Below are 16,764 nucleotides of genomic sequence, written 5' to 3'. Positions count from 1 at the left end.
GGGCCCCCAGGGTTTCATCTCAGTCGAGGTGCGTCGGTGCGAACATCCGCAGGACCGCCGGGAGAACGACCACTGCCGGGCCGGCGGACGCCAGCGCCTTGGCGAGGTCGGCCGCCAGGGTCTCGGGGGCCGTACGCACCCCCGGCACCCCGAACGACTCCGCCAGCGCCACGAAGTCCGGGCGGGTCAGTTCCGTCGCCGTCGCCTCGCCGAAGGCGTCGGTCATGTACTCGCGCAGGATGCCGTAGCCGCCGTCGTCGACGATCAGCCAGGTGACGTTCAGGTCGTACTGGCGGGCCGTGGCCAGTTCCGCGATGGAGTAGAGGGCGCCGCCGTCGCCGGAGACCGCGAGCACCGGGCGGGTGGGGTCGGCGGCCGCCGCGCCCAGGGCCGCGGGGAACGCGTAGCCGAGGCCGCCGGCGCCCTGGGCCGAGTGCATGGTGTTCGGGGACTTCGCGTCGAAGGCCGACCAGGCCCAGTAGGACAGGATCGTCATGTCCCAGAAGGACGGGGAGTCGGCGGGCAGCGCCTTGCGGACGGACGCCAACACGTCCTGTTCCAGGGTGAGTTCCTGGGAATCGATGCGTTCACGCACCCGCGAGAGCAGGTCCCGGACGCGCTCGTGGGCCGTCTCGTCCTGCCTCGGCTCGACCGTCTCCAGCAGTGCCTGGAGCGCCAGGCGCGCGTCCGCGTGGATGCCCAGCGCCGGGTGGTTGGACTCCAGTTTGCCGAGGTCCGCCTCGATCTGGACGACCCGGCCGCGGGGCTTGAACGTGTGGTAGTTGGAGGAGAGTTCGCCCAGGCCCGAGCCGATGACGAGGAGGACGTCCGCGTCCTCCAGGAGGTCCGTGGTGTGGCGGTCCTCCAGCCATGACTGGAGGGACAGCGGGTGCTTCCAGGGGAAGGCGCCCTTGCCGCCGAAGGTGGTCACGACCGGGGCCCGGAGCTTCTCCGCCAGCTGCTTCAGCTTGCCCGACGCGTCCGCCCGTACGACTCCCCCGCCCGCGATGATCGCCGGGCGGGCGGCGCGGGACAGCAGGTCGGCCGCCACCGCGGTCAGTTCGGGGCGCGGGGGCAGTTCCTCGGGGAAGGCGTCGCCGCCGGTCACCACCGGGATCGACGTCTGAGCCAGCAGGACGTCCTGCGGGATCTCCACCCACACCGGGCCGTGCGGGGCCGTCAGCGCCGACTTCCACGCCTCCGCGATCGCGGACGGGATCTGCGACTGGGCGCGGACCGTGTGCACCGACTTCACGACCCCCCGGAAGGAGGCCGACTGGTCCGGCAGTTCATGCAGATAGCCGTGGCGGCCGCCGCCCAGTCCCGCCGTCGGGATCTGACTGCTGATCGCCAGGACGGGGGCCGAAGCCGCCGCCGCTTCCTGCAGGGCGGCGAGCGAGGTCAGCGCGCCCGGCCCCGTCGACAGCAGCAGCGGGGCCGCCTCGCCGGTGATCCGGCCGTACGCGTCGGCCGCGAAGCCCGCGTTGTTCTCCACCCGCAGGCCGATGTACCGCAGGTCGGAGCGGCGCAGGGCGTCGAACATGCCGAGGGCGTGCTGGCCGGGCAGGCCGAACACCGTCGTCGCGCCGAGCCCGGCCAGCGTCTCCACGACCAGGTCTCCGCCGTTGCGCCCGGGGGGCGGGTTCAGGGCGGCTGATGTCTGGGCGGCCGTCGGACGGAGCACCAGGTCGTGGTCGTGGGTCACTTCGCGCGGGCCTCTGCAATCTGGCGGGACATGATCGTGGTCAGTTCGTACGCCGTGTGCGATGCCGCCACCGACGTGATCTCCGCGTGATCGTACGCGGGGGCCACCTCGACGACGTCCGCCGAGACCAGGTTGCAGGACGCCAGGCCGCGCAGGATCTCCAGCAGCTCGCGGGAGGTCATGCCGCCCGCCTCCGGGGTGCCGGTGCCGGGCGCGTGCGCCGGGTCGAGGCAGTCGATGTCGATGGAGATGTAGAGGGGACGGTCCCCGATGCGCTGGCGGAGCTGGTCGGCGACCTCGTCGACTCCGCGCCGCATCACATCGGCCGACGTCACGATGCCGAAGCCCATCTTCGCGTCGTCGTCCAGGTCCTTCTTGCCGTACAGCGGGCCGCGGGTGCCGACGTGGGAGAGGGCGGAGGTGTCGAGGATGCCCTCCTCCACCGCCCGCCGGAACGGGGTCCCGTGCGTGTACTCGGCGCCGAAGTACGTGTCCCAGGTGTCGAGGTGGGCGTCGAAGTGCAGCAGCGCCACCGGTCCGTGCTTCCTCGCGACCGACCGCAGCAGCGGCAGCGCGATCGTGTGGTCGCCGCCCAGGGTCATCAGACGGGCGCCGGTGCCGAGCAGTTCGTCGGCCGCCGCCTCGATCGTGTCCACGGCCTCGTGGATGTCGAACGGGTTCACCGCGATGTCGCCGCCGTCCGCGACCTGCGCCAGCGCGAAGGGGGACGCGTCCTGCGCCGGGTTGTAGGGCCGCAGCAGCCGGGACGCCTCGCGGATCGCGTTGCCGCCGAAGCGGGCGCCGGGCCGGTACGAGACGCCCGAGTCGAACGGCACCCCGACCACGGCGACGTCGGCGCGGCCGACCTCGTCGAGGCGGGGCAGCCGGGCGAAGGTCGCGGGACCGGCGTACCGCGGGACGCGGGAGGAGTCGACGGGGCCGCGGGGTGTCTCGTTGCCGCTCATGGAGTACTGCCTTCTTTCCTACGCTTCGTCGCGTATGTACTGCTTCTTCTGACGACTCTACTGGGGAGCCGGAACCGGTTCTGGGGTGAGTTCGGGGGTGCCGTGACCGGCGAGGCGTTCGCGCCAGGCGGCGAGGACGGCCGCGTCGGTGGGCTTCGTCGCCAGGGAGACGACGAGGTACGCGGCGAGGGACGACAACAGGCCGTAGTACACGGGCTCGTTGGCGAGGATGCCGTAGGCCGCCATCAGGCCGACGACCGCGAGACCGCCGACGACGACGGCGGCGAGGGCGCCCTGCACGGTGCCGCGCTTCCACAGCAGGCCGCCGAGGATCGGGACGAGGAGGCCGCCGACGAGGAGGTTGTAGGCGACGGTCAGCGCTTCGACGACGTTGTTCAGCGCGATGGCGGTGGCGATCACCGCCACGCCCATGACGAGGATGAAGGCGCGGTTGCCCCTGACTTCGTCGTGCTCGTCCTCCGGCCCCCGCGCGGCCCCTCGCAGTCGCGACCAGATGTCGTTGTTGGCGACGGTCGCGCAGGCGATGAGCGCGCCGGAGGAGGTCGACATGACCGCCGCGAGCGCTGCGGCCAGCACCAACCCCCTCACTCCGACGGGGAGTTCGTCCTTCACGATCGTGGCGAAGGCGTCGTCCGCGTTGGCCAGGTTCGGGTAGAGGACCTTGGCTGCCGTACCGATGACGGCGCCGGCGAGGGCGTACACGAGACAGTAGGTACCCGCGACGGTGCCGCCCCACTTCGCCGTCGTGTCGCTGCGCGCGGTGAACACGCGCTGCCAGATGTCCTGGCCGATGAGCATGCCGAACGTGTAGATCAGCACGTAGGTGAAGATCGTCTCGCCGCCGATCCCCAGCGGGTCGAAGTACCCCGTGGGGAGCTGCGCCTTCATCTCACCGAAGCCGCCCGCCTTCACGACGGCGATGGGCAGGAGCAGCAGCAGGACGCCGATGGTCTTCACCACGAACTGCACCATGTCCGTCAGCGTGATCGACCACATGCCGCCGAGCGTCGAGTACGCGACGACGATCGAACCGCCGAGGACGATCGCGACCGTGCGGTTCATGTCGAAGAGGACGTCGAAGATCGTGGCGTACGCGATGGTCGACGTGACGGCGAGCATGAGGGTGTACGCCCACATGACGACGCCGGAGATGACCCCGGCCCGGCCGCCGTAGCGAAGGTCCAGCATCTCGGAGACCGTGTAGACCTTGAGGCGGGCGATGCGGGCGGAGAAGAAGACGGAGAGCGCCAGGAGGCCGAGGCCGATCGTGAAGACCATCCAGGCGCCGGACAGGCCGTACTGGTAGCCGAGGCCGACGCCGCCGATGGTGGACGCGCCGCCGAGGACGATCGCCGCCATGGTGCCGCAGTACATCGTGGGGCCGAGGCGGCGGCCGGCCACCAGGAACTCGCTCTTGGACCTGGCGCGGCGCATGCCCCACCAGCCCATGGCCAGCATGCCGGCCAGATAGACGACGATCACCGCGTAGTCGACGGCCATGGGCCCCACCCTTCTTCGTGGTCGTACCGCCGGTTCGTGGGTTGACCCTAGGTGGCCGAAAAGGGCCCCGGAAGTGTACGTTTCATCCATTCGAGCCGCTTCGAATGGAGGGAACGTCCACCATGCCGGAGCCCGCCGTCCCTCCCACCCCGCCGGTCCCGCTGGCGGCCCTCCTGGCCCGCGAGGACCTCGCCCTGCGGCAGGTCGCGGGCCCCTTCGACCCGGACGTCGTCATCCACTGGGCGCACACCTCGGAGATGGCGGACCCGTACCCGTACCTGCTGGGCGGCGAGCTGTTGCTGACCGCCGGGGTGCACATCCCGGAGGCGGCGGGTACCGGGACCTACTTCGACGACTACGTCTCGCGGATCGTCGCGGCGGGCGGCGCGGCCCTCGGCTTCGGGCTGGCGCCGGTGCACGACACGGTGCCGCGGGCGCTGGTCGCGGCCTGCGAGGCGTACGAACTGCCGCTGGTGGAGGTTCCGCCGCAGACCACCTTCTCCGGTGTGGCCCGCGCGGTCTGGCAGCTGATGGCCCAGGCCCGGCTGGCCGAACTCCGCCGCGTCACCGAGGCCCAGCAGAGCCTGGCCGCCGCGGCCTCCCGTCCCGACCCGGTCCCCTCCGTCCTGCGGCAACTCGCCCAGCGCGTGGGCGGTCTGGCGGTGCTGTACGGGCCGGAGGGGACAAAGATCGCGGCGGCGGAGAGGGCGGGGCAGGGGGATGCCGCCCTGCCGACGGAGGTGCGCGAGGCGCTGGCCGAGCTGGCCCACAACCTCGCCGGGCGGGCCTCCGCCACCACCGCCACCGACACCGCCGCCGGCACCCGTCTGGCCGCCTACGCCCTCGGTGCCGGGCAGGGGTTCGTGCTCGGGGTGGCGGCGCCGGGCCGCGAACCCGGCGATCACACCATCGCCTCCGTCGCCGCCGTGCTGCTCGCGCTGCTCACCGGCGAGCAGCAGAGCGGTACCGGGGCGGCCAGGTCCTCGGCGCTCGTACGGCTGCTGCTGGGGGCCGCGCCGGAGACGGTCGCACCGCTGCTCGGCGGCGAGAGGTGGGTCGTCGTGCACGCGGCGCCGGACGGTCACGCTCCCGACGCCGTGGCGGCCTCCGCGCTGGGCGCGTCGCTCGGCTCGCCGCTGGTCGACCTGGCGCGGGACGTCGTACGGGTGCTGGTGCCGGCCGATCGCGAAGTGGCGCCGCAGCCGGGCTGGACGCTGGGCGTCAGCGCCGCCGTCGGTCCCGGCGAGTGGGCGTCCGCCGACGCCCGGGCGGGCCGTGCCCTGGCCCGGGCCCGGGCCACCCGCACCCCGCTGGTCCGGCACGGCGCCCGTCCGGCCCTCGCCGACCTGGTCCCCGGGGAGGAGGCCGAGGCGCACGCCCGGGCGCTGCTGGCACCTCTCACGCCCGTGCTCGCCGAGACGCTGCGCGCCTGGCTGTCGCTGCACGGCAGCTGGGACCGTACGGCGGTCGCGCTGGCCGTGCACCGCAACACCGTGCGCCAGCGCGTCGCCCGGTGTGCGGCACTGCTGGCGGCGGACCTGGACGATCCGGACGTACGGATGGAGCTGTGGTTCGCGCTGCGACGGCTGTGACCTCGCCGTGGAGCCGCCACGTGACCCACGTCGCAGCGTGCGGGACGAAGGGTGTTCGCCCACGGCTCTGCCTCACAATGGGGGCATGCCGATATCCGGGACACCCAGCCGCGACGAGCTCGTCGAGCACCTTGTGAAGACCCGTATCGCGGGCGACGTCGCCACCCCGCGTGAGAACAACCTCTCCCACTACCGCCAGCTCGCCAACGGCGTCCGCAACTTCTGGCTCGGCCTGGAGCTCGGCGACCGCTGGACGGACGAGCAGGACGTGCTCGCGGTGATGGCGGAGCGGGTGGGTGTCAACGACGATCCGGAGTTCCGCTACGGCCAGGACACCATCGACCCCGAGCTGACGGTGGCCGGCCTGGAGCGGATGGCGGGCCGGCTGCGCAAGGCGGCCGACGGGCAGCAGCGGGTGCTGTTCGCGACCGGCCACCCGGGCGGCCTGCTGGACGTGCACCGGGCCACGGCCGCCGCGCTGCGCACGGCCGGCTGCGAGATCGTGGTCATCCCGGACGGGCTGCAGACGGACGAGGGGTACGTCATGCAGTTCGCGGACGTGGCGGTCCTGGAGCACGGCGCCACGCTGTGGCACACACACTCCGGGGAGCCGATGAAGGCGATCCTCACCGCCCTGGAGCGGGCCGGCCGCCCGCTGCCCGACCTGGTCGTCGCCGACCACGGCTGGGCGGGCTACGCCGGGCAGCATGGCGTGGACTCCGTCGGATACGCGGACTGCAACGACCCGGCGCTGTTCCTCGCCGAGTCCGAGGGCACGGTCCAGGTGTCGGTCCCGCTCGACGACCATGTGGTCAGCCCGCGCCACTACGACCCGATGACGGCGTACCTGCTGTCGGAGGCGGGGCTGGCCTGAGCCCTCAGCGTCTGGGGGCGCGGACCACGCCTTCCTGGATGACCGAGATGGCGAGCTGCCCGTCCTGCGTGTAGATGCGGGCCTGCCCGAGGCCGCGGCCGCCGTGGGCCGACGGTGACTCCTGGTCGTACAGGAGCCATTCGTCGGCGCGGAATGGGCGGTGGAACCACATCGCGTGGTCCAGGGAGGCCCCGACGACGTCGCCGACCGCCCAGCCGCCGCGGCCGTGCGCGAGCAGGACCGAGTCGAGCAGCGTCATGTCGGAGACGTACGTGGCGAGGACGACGTGCAGGAGCGGGTCGTCCGCGAGTTTGCCGTTGGTGCGGAACCACACCTGGGAGTGCGGCTCGCGCGGCTCGCCGAAGCTGCCGTACGGCGGCTCGTCGACGTAGCGCAGGTCGATCGCCTCGCGGGCCTCCAGGAACTTCTCCACGACCTCGGGCGCGAGGTGGCCGTAACCGCGCAGCCGCTCCGCCGAGGTGGGCAGCGCGACCGGGTCGACGGAGGGCGGCATGGGTGTCTGGTGGTCGAAGCCCTCCTCGTGCCGCTGGAAGGAGGCGGACAGCGCGAAGATCGGCTGGCCGTGCTGGACGGCGACGACGCGGCGCGCGGTGAAGGAGCGGCCGTCGTTCATGCGGTCGACCGTGTAGACGATCGGCGCGCCGGGGTCGCCGGGGCGCAGGAAGTACGCGTGGAGCGAGTGGGCGAGGCGGTCCTCGGGGACCGTCCGCCCGGCGGCGACGAGCGCCTGGGCCGCGACCTGCCCGCCGAAGACGCGGGGGACGACGGCTGACCGGGACCGGCCGCGGAAGATGTTCTCCTCGATCTGCTCGATGTCGAGCAGATCGAGGAGACTCTGTAGTGCCTGACTCATGCAGTCATTTCTACTGGTCAGTGTTTTCGGCGGTCCTACAGACCCATGTCCTTCGCGATGATCGACTTCATGATCTCGCTGGTGCCGCCGTAGATGCGGTTGACGCGGTTGTCCGCGTACAGGCGGGCGATCGGGTACTCGTTCATGAAGCCGTAGCCGCCGTGCAGCTGGAGGCAGCGGTCGATCACGCGGTGCGCGACCTCGGTGCAGAACAGCTTGGCGCTGGCGGCCTCGGCGGGGGTCAGCTCGCCCGCGTCGAGGGCTTCGAGCGCGCGGTCGGCGACGGCCTCGGCCGCGTCGACCTCGGCCTGGCAGGCGGCCAGTTCGAACTTGGTGTTCTGGAAGGAGGCGACGGTCTTGCCGAAGACGGTGCGCTCCTGGACGTACTCCTTGGCGAACCGGACCGCCGCCTTCGCCTGGGCGTAGGCGCCGAAGGCGATGCCCCAGCGCTCGGAGGCGAGGTTGTGGCCGAGGTAGTAGAAGCCCTTGTTCTCCTCGCCGAGGAGGTCCTCGACGGGGACCTTCACGTCGACGAACGCGAGTTCGGCGGTGTCGGAGGTCTTCAGGCCGAGCTTGTCGAGCTTGCGGCCGATGGAGTAGCCCTCGGACTTGGTGTCCACGGCGAACAGGGAGATGCCGAAGCGGCGGTCCTCGGCGGTGGGCGCGGAGGTGCGGGCGCAGACGATCACGCGGTCGGCGTGGACGCCGCCGGTGATGAAGGTCTTGGAGCCGTTGAGGACGTAGTGCGTGCCGTCCTCGCTGAGCTTGGCGGTGGTCTTCATGCCCGCGAGGTCGGAGCCGGTGCCCGGCTCGGTCATCGCGAGGGCCCACATCTCCTCGCCGGAGACGAACTTCGGCAGGAACCGCTTCTTCTGCTCGTCGGTGGCGAGCATCTTGATGTACGGCAGGCCGAGCAGCACGTGCACACCGGAGCCGCCGAACTGGACGCCCGCGCGGGAGGTCTCCTCGTACATCACGGCTTCGAACTTGTACGAGTCGATGCCGGCGCCGCCGTACTCCTCGTCGACGCGGATGCCGAAGACGCCGAGTTCGGCGAGCTTGTAGTAGAAGTCGCGCGGCGCCTGGCCGGCCGCGAACCACTCGTCGTAGACGGGGACGACCTCGGCCTCGATGAAGGCGCGCAGGGTCTCCCGGAACGCCTCGTGATCCTCGTTGAACACCGTACGGCGCACCGCCGCCACCTCCACGTACTCTCGGGCATGTCTAAGCGCTTGCTCATCCAAGGTACCGGCGAGTAGGAACCCGCGTCCAGACCAGCCCGTACGTAACGCTCGTCACGCCGTGGGCCCGTGAGCACCAGTCAAGGGGCACCGCCCGTGGACACTCCGGGCCTCCACGCCCCCGCCACGGACACCGTTCACGCCGACGAATGAGGCGCGTGCCCCGCCCGCCACTCGGCCCCCGCCGCCCCGAACGCCCCCCGGGCCATCCGGTGCAGCAGCTCCGCCGTGGCCCCCCGCCCCGGCAGCGAGCCCGCCCTCCCCAGGTGCGGCGTCGAGTTCAGCAGCCCGAACACCGAGTGCACGGCGGACCGCGCCGCCGGCTCCCCGAGCTCCGGGTACACCTCCCGCACCACCTCCACCCACAGCTCGACGTACTGCCGCTGCAGCTGCCGCACCAGCTTGCGGTCGCTGTCCCGCAGGCGGTCCAGCTCGCGGTCGTGCAGCGTGATCAGGGGGCGGTCGTCGAGGGCGAAGTCGATGTGGCCCTCGATGAGGGAGTCGAGGAGCGCCTCGGCACCCACGCCGTCCGCCTCCTGGACGCGTCGCTTCGCTCCGGTCAGGAGCTGCCCGCTGATCCCGACCAGCAGCTCGGCGAGCATCGCGTCCTTGCCGGCGAAGTGACGGTAGAGACCGGGCCCGCTGATGCCGACCGCGGCGCCTATCTCGTCGACACCGACGCCGTGGAAACCGCGATCGGCGAACAGCCGCGCGGCCTCCTTGAGGATCTGCTCGCGGCGGGTGGGGGCGTCGGTTCTGGTGGCCATGCAATCAATTCTAGACAGGGAGGTTAGCGGTCGTTAACCTGATGGAAATGGTTAACGCTCATTAACAGTCGATCGCTGGGTGAGGGGACCGCAGGATGCACGAGGCGGCAGAGCTGACGAGCGCGGCAGATCCCGCGTCACAGGCGTGGCGGGCCAACGAGAAAGCCCACCTCGCACTCGTCGAGGAGCTGCGCGGCAAGCTCGCCGCGGCCCGGCTGGGCGGTGGTGAGAAGGCGCGGGCGCGGCACACCGCGCGCGGGAAGCTGCTGCCCCGGGACAGGGTCGACGCGCTCCTCGACCCGGGCTCCCCCTTCCTGGAGCTGGCGCCCCTCGCGGCCGACGGGATGTACGACGGCCAGGCCCCGGCCGCGGGTGTCATGGCCGGGATCGGCCGGGTCAGCGGGCGTGAGTGCGTGATCGTCGCCAACGACGCCACCGTCAAGGGCGGGACGTACTACCCGATGACGGTGAAGAAGCACCTGCGCGCGCAGGAGGTGGCGCTGGAGAACCGGCTCCCCTGCCTCTACCTGGTGGACTCCGGCGGCGCCTTCCTGCCCATGCAGGACGAGGTGTTCCCCGACCGGGAGCACTTCGGGCGGATCTTCTACAACCAGGCCCGGATGTCGGGGGCGGGGATCCCGCAGATCGCCGCGGTGCTCGGCTCGTGCACGGCCGGCGGGGCGTACGTCCCCGCCATGAGCGACGAGGCCGTGATCGTGCGCAACCAGGGGACGATCTTCCTGGGCGGTCCCCCGCTCGTGAAGGCCGCCACCGGCGAGGTCGTCACCGCCGAGGAGCTCGGCGGCGGCGAGGTCCACGCGCGGGTGTCCGGCGTCACCGACCACCTCGCGGAGGACGACGCGCACGCGCTGCGGATCGTGCGGACCATCGCCGCCACGCTCCCCGCGCGCGGGGCCCTGCCCTGGGAGGTCACGCCCGCCGCGGAGCCCAAGGTCGACCCGTACGGGCTGTACGGCGCCGTGCCGGCCGACTCGCGCACCCCCTACGACGTACGCGAGATCATCGCGCGCGTGGTCGACGGTTCCCGTTTCGCGGAGTTCAAGTCCGAGTTCGGGCAGACCCTCGTCACCGGCTTCGCCCGCGTCCAGGGCCACCCGGTGGGGATCGTCGCCAACAACGGCATCCTGTTCTCCGAGTCCGCCCAGAAGGGCGCCCACTTCATCGAGCTGTGCGACCAGCGCGGCATCCCGCTCGTCTTCCTGCAGAACATCTCCGGCTTCATGGTCGGCAAGGACTACGAGGCCGGCGGCATCGCCAAGCACGGCGCCAAGATGGTGACGGCGGTTGCGTGTACGCGCGTGCCGAAGCTGACGGTCGTGGTCGGCGGGTCGTACGGCGCCGGGAACTACTCCATGTGCGGGCGGGCGTACTCGCCCCGCTTCCTGTGGATGTGGCCCAACGCCAAGATCTCGGTGATGGGCGGCGAACAGGCCGCGTCCGTCCTCGCGACCGTGAAGCGGGACCAGTCGGAGGCTCGCGGGGAGGTGTGGCCCGCGGACGAGGAAGAGGCGTTCAAGGCACCGATCCGAGCGCAGTACGAGCGCCAGGGCAACGCCTACTACGCCACCGCCCGGCTGTGGGACGACGGGGTCATCGACCCGCTCGACACCCGGCAGGTGCTGGGGCTGGCTCTGACCGCTTGTGCGAACGCCCCGCTGGGTGACCCCCAGTTCGGCGTCTTCCGGATGTGAGGGACTTCCACACGATGTTCGACACAGTGCTTGTGGCCAACCGGGGCGAGATCGCCGTCCGCGTCATCCGTACGCTGCGGTCGCTGGGCGTGCGCTCGGTGGCCGTCTTCTCCGACGCGGACGCGGACGCTCGGCACGTCCGGGAGGCCGACACGGCCGTACGGATCGGTCCGGCGCCGGCCGGCGAGAGCTATCTGTCCGCCGAGCGGCTGCTGGCGGCGGCCGCCCGCAGCGGAGCCCAGGCCGTCCACCCCGGCTACGGCTTCCTCGCCGAGAACGCCGACTTCGCGCGCGCGTGCGCCGACGCCGGGCTCGTCTTCGTCGGACCGCCGGCCGAGGCGATCGCGCTCATGGGCGACAAGATCCGCGCCAAGGAGACGGTACGGGCGGCCGGGGTGCCGGTCGTGCCCGGATCCAGCGGCAGCGGGCTCACCGACGCCGAACTGGCCGACGCCGCCCACGAGATCGGCATGCCGGTGCTGCTGAAGCCGAGCGCGGGCGGGGGCGGCAAGGGCATGCGGCTGGTGCGGGACCCCGCGGTCCTCGCCGACGAGATCGCCGCCGCCCGCCGCGAGGCCCGCGCCTCCTTCGGTGACGACACGCTCCTGGTCGAGCGGTGGGTCGACCGGCCCCGGCACATCGAGATCCAGGTCCTGGCGGACGGCCACGGGCACGTGGTCCACCTGGGCGAGCGCGAGTGCTCCCTCCAGCGCCGCCACCAGAAGATCATCGAGGAGGCGCCCAGCGTGCTCCTCGACGACAGGACCCGTGCGGCCATGGGCGAGGCGGCGGTGCAGGCTGCGCGTTCGTGCGGGTACGCGGGCGCGGGGACGGTCGAGTTCATCGTCCCCGGGAACGACCCGTCGTCGTACTACTTCATGGAGATGAACACCCGCCTCCAGGTGGAGCACCCGGTCACCGAACTGGTCACCGGCCTCGACCTGGTGGAGTGGCAGCTGCGGGTCGCGGCGGGCGAGCCGCTGTCCTTCGGGCAGGAGGACGTCGAACTCACCGGGCACGCCGTCGAGGCCCGCATCTGCGCCGAGGACCCCGCGCGCGGGTTCCTGCCCTCCGGCGGCACGCTGCTGCAGCTCCGCGAGCCGCAGGGCGACGGCGTACGCACCGACTCCGGGCTCAGCGAGGGCACCGAGGTCGGCAGCCTGTACGACCCGATGCTGTCCAAGGTGATCGCCTACGGCCCGGACCGGGCGACCGCGCTCAGGAAGCTCCGGGCCGCCCTCGCGGAGACCGTCACGCTGGGCGTGCCGACCAACGCCGGGTTCCTGCGGCGGCTGCTCGCCCATCCGGCGGTGGTGGCGGGCGAGCTGGACACGGGGCTGGTCGAGCGGGAGGTCGAAGGGCTCGTGCCGGCCGAGGTGCCGCAGGAGGTGTACGCGGCGGCGGCGCTGCTGCGCCAGGCCGCCCTCGGCGCCGAGGTGCCCGGCTGGGCCGACCCGTTCTCCGCCACGGACGGCTGGCGTCTGGGCGGCGAACGGGCCTGGACGGCACACCACCTGCGGGTGGCGGGACACGACCCGCACACGGTCCGCGTGCGCAGCACGCCGGCCGGCGGGACGGAAGTACTCCTCGACGGCGCGGAGGTACCCCTCCCGGCCCGTGGGGGCCGCCCCCCGGGCCCGGGCGGCGAATCCCGCTTCACCGTCCACCTCGACGGCCTCGCCCACACCTTCGCCGCGCTGCCGGACGGCACCTGGCTGGGCCGTGACGGCGACGCCTGGCGTGTGCGCGACCACGATCCGGTCGCCGCCTCGCTCACCCGGGCCGGGCACGCGGGCGCCGACTCGCTGACCGCGCCCATGCCCGGCACGGTCACCGTGGTGAAGGTCGCCGTGGGCGACGAGGTCACCGCGGGGCAGAGCCTGCTGGTCGTCGAGGCGATGAAGATGGAGCACGTCATCTCCGCCCCGCACGCCGGCACGGTCGCCGAACTGGACGTGGTGCCGGGATCGACGGTCGCCATGGACCAGGTGCTCGCCGTCATCACCCCGGCGGAGGAGGAGAGCGCATGAGCACTCCCGAACGGGGCCTGCCCATGGTCGTACCGGCCTCGGGCCTGCCCGCCCGCGTCCGCATCCACGAGGTCGGTGCCCGAGACGGCCTGCAGAACGAGAAGAGCACCGTCCCGACCGAGGTCAAGGCGGAGTTCGTCCGCCGGCTGGCCGACGCGGGCCTGACGACCATCGAGGCCACCAGCTTCGTCCACCCCAGGTGGGTGCCCCAACTGGCCGACGCGGAGCAGCTGTTCCCGCTCGTCGGCGACCTTCCCGTCGCGCTCCCGGTCCTGGTGCCGAACGAACGCGGCCTGGACCGGGCCCTGGCACTGGGCGCCCGCCGCGTCGCCGTCTTCGCCAGCGCCACCGAGTCCTTCGCCAAGGCCAACCTCAACCGCACGGTCGACGAGGCACTGGCGATGTTCGAGCCGGTAGTGGCGCGGGCGAAGGCGCAGGACGTGCACGTCCGCGGCTACCTGTCGATGTGCTTCGGTGACCCGTGGGAGGGGGCCGTACCGGTCCCCCAGGTCGTCCGGGTCTGCCGCGCCCTGCTCGACATGGGCTGCGACGAACTGAGCCTGGGCGACACGATCGGGGTGGCGACGCCGGGCCATGTCCTCGCGCTGCTCACCGAGCTCAGCGAACAGCGGGTTCCCACGGCCGTGCTGGGCGTGCACTTCCACGACACGTACGGCCAGGCGCTCGCCAACACTCTGGCGGCCCTCCAGTACGGCGTCACCACGGTCGACGCCTCCGCGGGCGGCCTCGGCGGCTGCCCGTACGCGAAGTCCGCCACCGGCAACCTCGCCACCGAAGACCTCGTGTGGATGCTCCAGGGTCTCGGCATCGACACCGGGGTCGACCTCGGCCACCTCGTCGCCACGAGCGCGTGGATGGCCGGACAACTGGGCCGACCCAGCCCTTCTCGTACCGTCCGAGCCCTGTCCCACAAGGAGCAGTGACTGTCATGGACCACCGTCTCTCCCCCGAGCTGGAGGAACTCCGCCGCACGGTCGAGGAGTTCGCCCACGACGTCGTCGCCCCCAAGATCGGCGACTTCTACGAGCGGCACGAGTTCCCCTACGAGATCGTCCGCGAGATGGGCCGCATGGGCCTGTTCGGGCTGCCGTTCCCCGAGGAGTACGGCGGCATGGGCGGCGACTATCTCGCCCTCGGCATCGCGCTGGAGGAACTCGCGCGCGTCGACTCGTCGGTGGCGATCACGCTGGAGGCGGGCGTCTCGCTGGGCGCGATGCCGCTGCACCTCTACGGCACGGAGGCGCAGAAGCGCCAATGGCTCCCCCGTCTGTGCACGGGCGAGATGCTCGGCGCGTTCGGCCTCACCGAACCGGACGGCGGTTCGGACGCGGGCGCGACGCGCACGACGGCCCGCCTGGACCCGGAGACGGACGAGTGGGTGATCAACGGCACCAAGTGCTTCATCACCAACTCCGGCACGGACATCACGGGCCTGGTCACGGTCACGGCGGTGACGGGCCGTAAGCCGGACGGCGGTCCGCGCATCTCCGCGATCATCGTCCCTTCGGGCACGGCGGGCTTCTCGGTCGCGGCGCCGTACTCGAAGGTCGGCTGGAACGCCTCGGACACCCGCGAGCTGTCGTTCTCGGACGTGCGGGTCCCGGCGGCGAACCTGCTGGGCGAGGAGGGCCGGGGGTACGCCCAGTTCCTGCGGATCCTCGACGAGGGCCGTATCGCGATCGCGGCGCTGGCGACGGGCCTTGCCCAGGGCTGTGTGGACGAGTCGGTGACGTACGCGAAGGAACGCCACGCCTTCGGCCGGCCCATCGGCGCCAACCAGGCCATCCAGTTCAAGATCGCCGACATGGAGATGAAGGCCCACACCGCCCGCCTCGCCTGGCGCGACGCGGCGTCCCGCCTTGTGTCGGGCGAGCCGTTCAAGAAGGAGGCGGCGCTCGCGAAGCTGTACTCGTCGACGGTCGCGGTGGACAACGCCCGCGACGCCACCCAGATCCACGGCGGCTACGGCTTCATGAACGAGTATCCGGTCGCCCGCATGTGGCGCGACTCGAAGATCCTGGAGATCGGCGAGGGCACCAGTGAGGTCCAGCGCATGCTGATCGCGAGGGAGTTGGGCCTGACGGGCTGACCCGCCCACCGCTCGCCACCACCCCCTCGACGGGCCCGGACGGGCCGCGAGGGGGTGAACGCATGCCCACTGCAAGGGAGTTCGGCCACGGCATGCGACGGGGTCCGTCGCGTCGCACCCTGCCGATCGTGACACGCATCACGGCACGCGCGGGCTTCACGTACGCGGGTCGGGCACAGGAACCGGGTGCCCGCTGGACAAAATAGAAGGTTAGGCTAACCTAAGCTTGATTCCAGCCACCCGCAGGTGCGCACCCCCCAGTGGCCCCCGTACGTACGAAAGCAGACCCATCCATGTCGAACGCCAGAACCGCCAACTTCTCCCGCCGCGGGCTCCTCGCCACCGGGGGCGCTCTCGGACTCGGCGCCTTCCTGGCCGCGTGCGGCGACAGCGACGCGAAGGACAGCGGCTCGGACTCGACGGCGTCCGCGAAGGCCTCCGGCCCCTGGACCTTCAAGGACGACCGCGGCACGACCGTGAAGCTGGACAAGGCCCCCGCGAACATCGTCGCCTTCACCGGCGTCGCCGCCGCCCTCTACGACTACGGCATATCGGTCAAGGGCGTGTTCGGCCCGACCAAGACCGCGGACGGCAAGGCCGACGTCCAGGCCGGCGACATGGACGTCAGCAAGCTCACCGTCCTCGGCAACGCCTGGGACCAGTTCAACGTCGAGAAGTACGCGGCCCTCGCGCCCGACGTCCTGATCTCCACGATGTTCGACGACGCCGGCACCCTCTGGTACGTCCCCGAGGCGTCGAAGGACAAGATCGCCCAACTCGCCCCCAGCGTCGGCATCTCCGTCTACGACCGTCAGCTCACCCAGCCGCTGGAGCGCATGTGGCAGCTGGCCGAGTCCCTCGGCGGCGACCTGACCTCCACCAAGGTCACCGACGCCAAGAAGGCCTTCGAGGAGGCCGCCACCCGGCTGCGCGCGGCCGCCAAGGCCAAGCCCGACATCAAGGTGATGGCCGGTTCGGCCAGCGCGGAGCTGTTCTACGTCTCCGGCACCAACCTCTCCATCGACCTGGAGTACTTCAAGGCCCTCGGCGTGAACTTCGTCGAGCCCCCGGAGAGCGCCAAGAAGGTCGGCGGCGGCTGGTTCGAGTCGCTGAGCTGGGAGAACGTCGACAAGTACAAGGCCGACATCATCATGATGGACGACCGCTCCTCGACCATCCAGCCGGCCGACATCGCCGAGGCCACCTGGAAGAAGCTGCCCGCCGTCAAGGCCGGCCAGGTCATCGCGCGCTCCCCCGAGCCGATCCTGTCCTACGCCAAGTGCACCCCGCTTCTCACCAGTCTCGCCGAGGCGCTGGAGAACGCGAAGAAGGTCAGCTGACCTCCGCACCCGCCCGCTCACGTCATCCTGACT

The 16,764-nt window shown here is 71.6% G+C and carries 13 protein-coding genes; 7 read left to right on the top strand and 6 right to left on the bottom strand.

What is annotated here, in order from left to right; genetic code table 11:
* Positions 1–19: 19 nt before the first annotated feature.
* From ACWBNA_RS25500 to ACWBNA_RS25490, 3 genes are read right to left on the bottom strand one after another with little or no spacing between them, the layout of a single operon-like run.
* Positions 20–1,705, bottom strand: a complete 1,686-nt coding sequence (locus ACWBNA_RS25500) for a thiamine pyrophosphate-binding protein (protein ID WP_482706838.1) — start codon at positions 1,703–1,705, stop codon at positions 20–22.
* Entirely contained in the window at positions 1,702–2,670 is a 969-nt protein-coding gene (gene speB / locus ACWBNA_RS25495) for an agmatinase (protein ID WP_482706837.1), read from the bottom strand. The genes ACWBNA_RS25500 and speB overlap by 4 nt, the downstream gene beginning before the upstream one ends.
* 57 nt (positions 2,671–2,727) lie before the next feature.
* Positions 2,728–4,191 carry a sodium:solute symporter family protein gene (locus ACWBNA_RS25490; protein ID WP_482706836.1) on the bottom strand — a complete coding sequence of 488 codons (1,464 nt, stop codon included), beginning with the start codon at positions 4,189–4,191 and terminating at the stop codon, positions 2,728–2,730.
* Between the two features lie 122 nt (positions 4,192–4,313).
* Between ACWBNA_RS25490 and ACWBNA_RS25485 the strand changes: the two genes are divergently transcribed.
* Together ACWBNA_RS25485 and ACWBNA_RS25480 are read left to right on the top strand one after the other, a co-directional pair.
* Positions 4,314–5,783, top strand: coding sequence for a PucR family transcriptional regulator (locus ACWBNA_RS25485; protein ID WP_482706835.1), 1,470 nt, complete (start codon positions 4,314–4,316; stop codon positions 5,781–5,783).
* A gap of 85 nt (positions 5,784–5,868) precedes the next feature.
* Positions 5,869–6,657 carry a phosphatase gene (locus ACWBNA_RS25480; protein ID WP_482706834.1) on the top strand — a complete coding sequence of 263 codons (789 nt, stop codon included), beginning with the start codon at positions 5,869–5,871 and terminating at the stop codon, positions 6,655–6,657.
* 4 nt (positions 6,658–6,661) lie between these two features.
* On the opposite strand, the gene ACWBNA_RS25475 is transcribed toward ACWBNA_RS25480, so the two are convergent.
* The 3 genes from ACWBNA_RS25475 to ACWBNA_RS25465 all read right to left on the bottom strand — a co-directional run bounded on the left by ACWBNA_RS25475 (position 6,662) and on the right by ACWBNA_RS25465 (position 9,539).
* Positions 6,662–7,531, bottom strand: a complete 870-nt coding sequence (locus tag ACWBNA_RS25475; RefSeq protein ID WP_482706833.1) for an acyl-CoA thioesterase — start codon at positions 7,529–7,531, stop codon at positions 6,662–6,664.
* A 35-nt stretch (positions 7,532–7,566) separates the two neighbouring features.
* The gene (locus ACWBNA_RS25470) at positions 7,567–8,724 is read right to left on the bottom strand and encodes an acyl-CoA dehydrogenase family protein (protein WP_482706832.1); all 1,158 of its coding nucleotides are present in this window, start codon (positions 8,722–8,724) and stop codon (positions 7,567–7,569) included.
* A 185-nt stretch (positions 8,725–8,909) separates the two neighbouring features.
* Positions 8,910–9,539, bottom strand: a complete 630-nt coding sequence (locus tag ACWBNA_RS25465) for an SACE_7040 family transcriptional regulator (RefSeq protein WP_482706831.1) — start codon at positions 9,537–9,539, stop codon at positions 8,910–8,912.
* Positions 9,540–9,634: 95 nt separating this feature from the next.
* On the opposite strand from ACWBNA_RS25465, the gene ACWBNA_RS25460 reads away from it, so the two are divergent.
* The 5 genes from ACWBNA_RS25460 to ACWBNA_RS25440 all read left to right on the top strand — a co-directional run bounded on the left by ACWBNA_RS25460 (position 9,635) and on the right by ACWBNA_RS25440 (position 16,731).
* Complete coding sequence (locus ACWBNA_RS25460) at positions 9,635–11,251, top strand: carboxyl transferase domain-containing protein (protein WP_482706830.1); 1,617 nt, start codon at positions 9,635–9,637, stop codon at positions 11,249–11,251.
* 14 nt (positions 11,252–11,265) lie between these two features.
* The gene (locus tag ACWBNA_RS25455) at positions 11,266–13,281 is read left to right on the top strand and encodes an acetyl/propionyl/methylcrotonyl-CoA carboxylase subunit alpha (protein ID WP_482706829.1); all 2,016 of its coding nucleotides are present in this window, start codon (positions 11,266–11,268) and stop codon (positions 13,279–13,281) included.
* A complete protein-coding gene (locus ACWBNA_RS25450) occupies positions 13,278–14,225 on the top strand; it encodes a hydroxymethylglutaryl-CoA lyase (protein WP_482706828.1) in 948 nt (315 codons plus the stop codon). Before ACWBNA_RS25455 ends, ACWBNA_RS25450 begins: the two co-directional genes overlap by 4 nt.
* A 5-nt stretch (positions 14,226–14,230) precedes the next feature.
* Complete coding sequence (locus tag ACWBNA_RS25445; RefSeq protein WP_482706827.1) at positions 14,231–15,391, top strand: acyl-CoA dehydrogenase family protein; 1,161 nt, start codon at positions 14,231–14,233, stop codon at positions 15,389–15,391.
* A gap of 293 nt (positions 15,392–15,684) precedes the next feature.
* Entirely contained in the window at positions 15,685–16,731 is a 1,047-nt protein-coding gene (locus ACWBNA_RS25440; RefSeq protein WP_482706826.1) for an ABC transporter substrate-binding protein, read from the top strand.
* The last annotated feature ends 33 nt before the right edge of the window (positions 16,732–16,764 follow it).

It is taken from the genome of Streptomyces sp. Q2, assembly GCF_056820935.1.
Note: the sequence above shows the minus strand (reverse complement) of the source record. Positions and strands in the feature narration are given on the sequence as shown.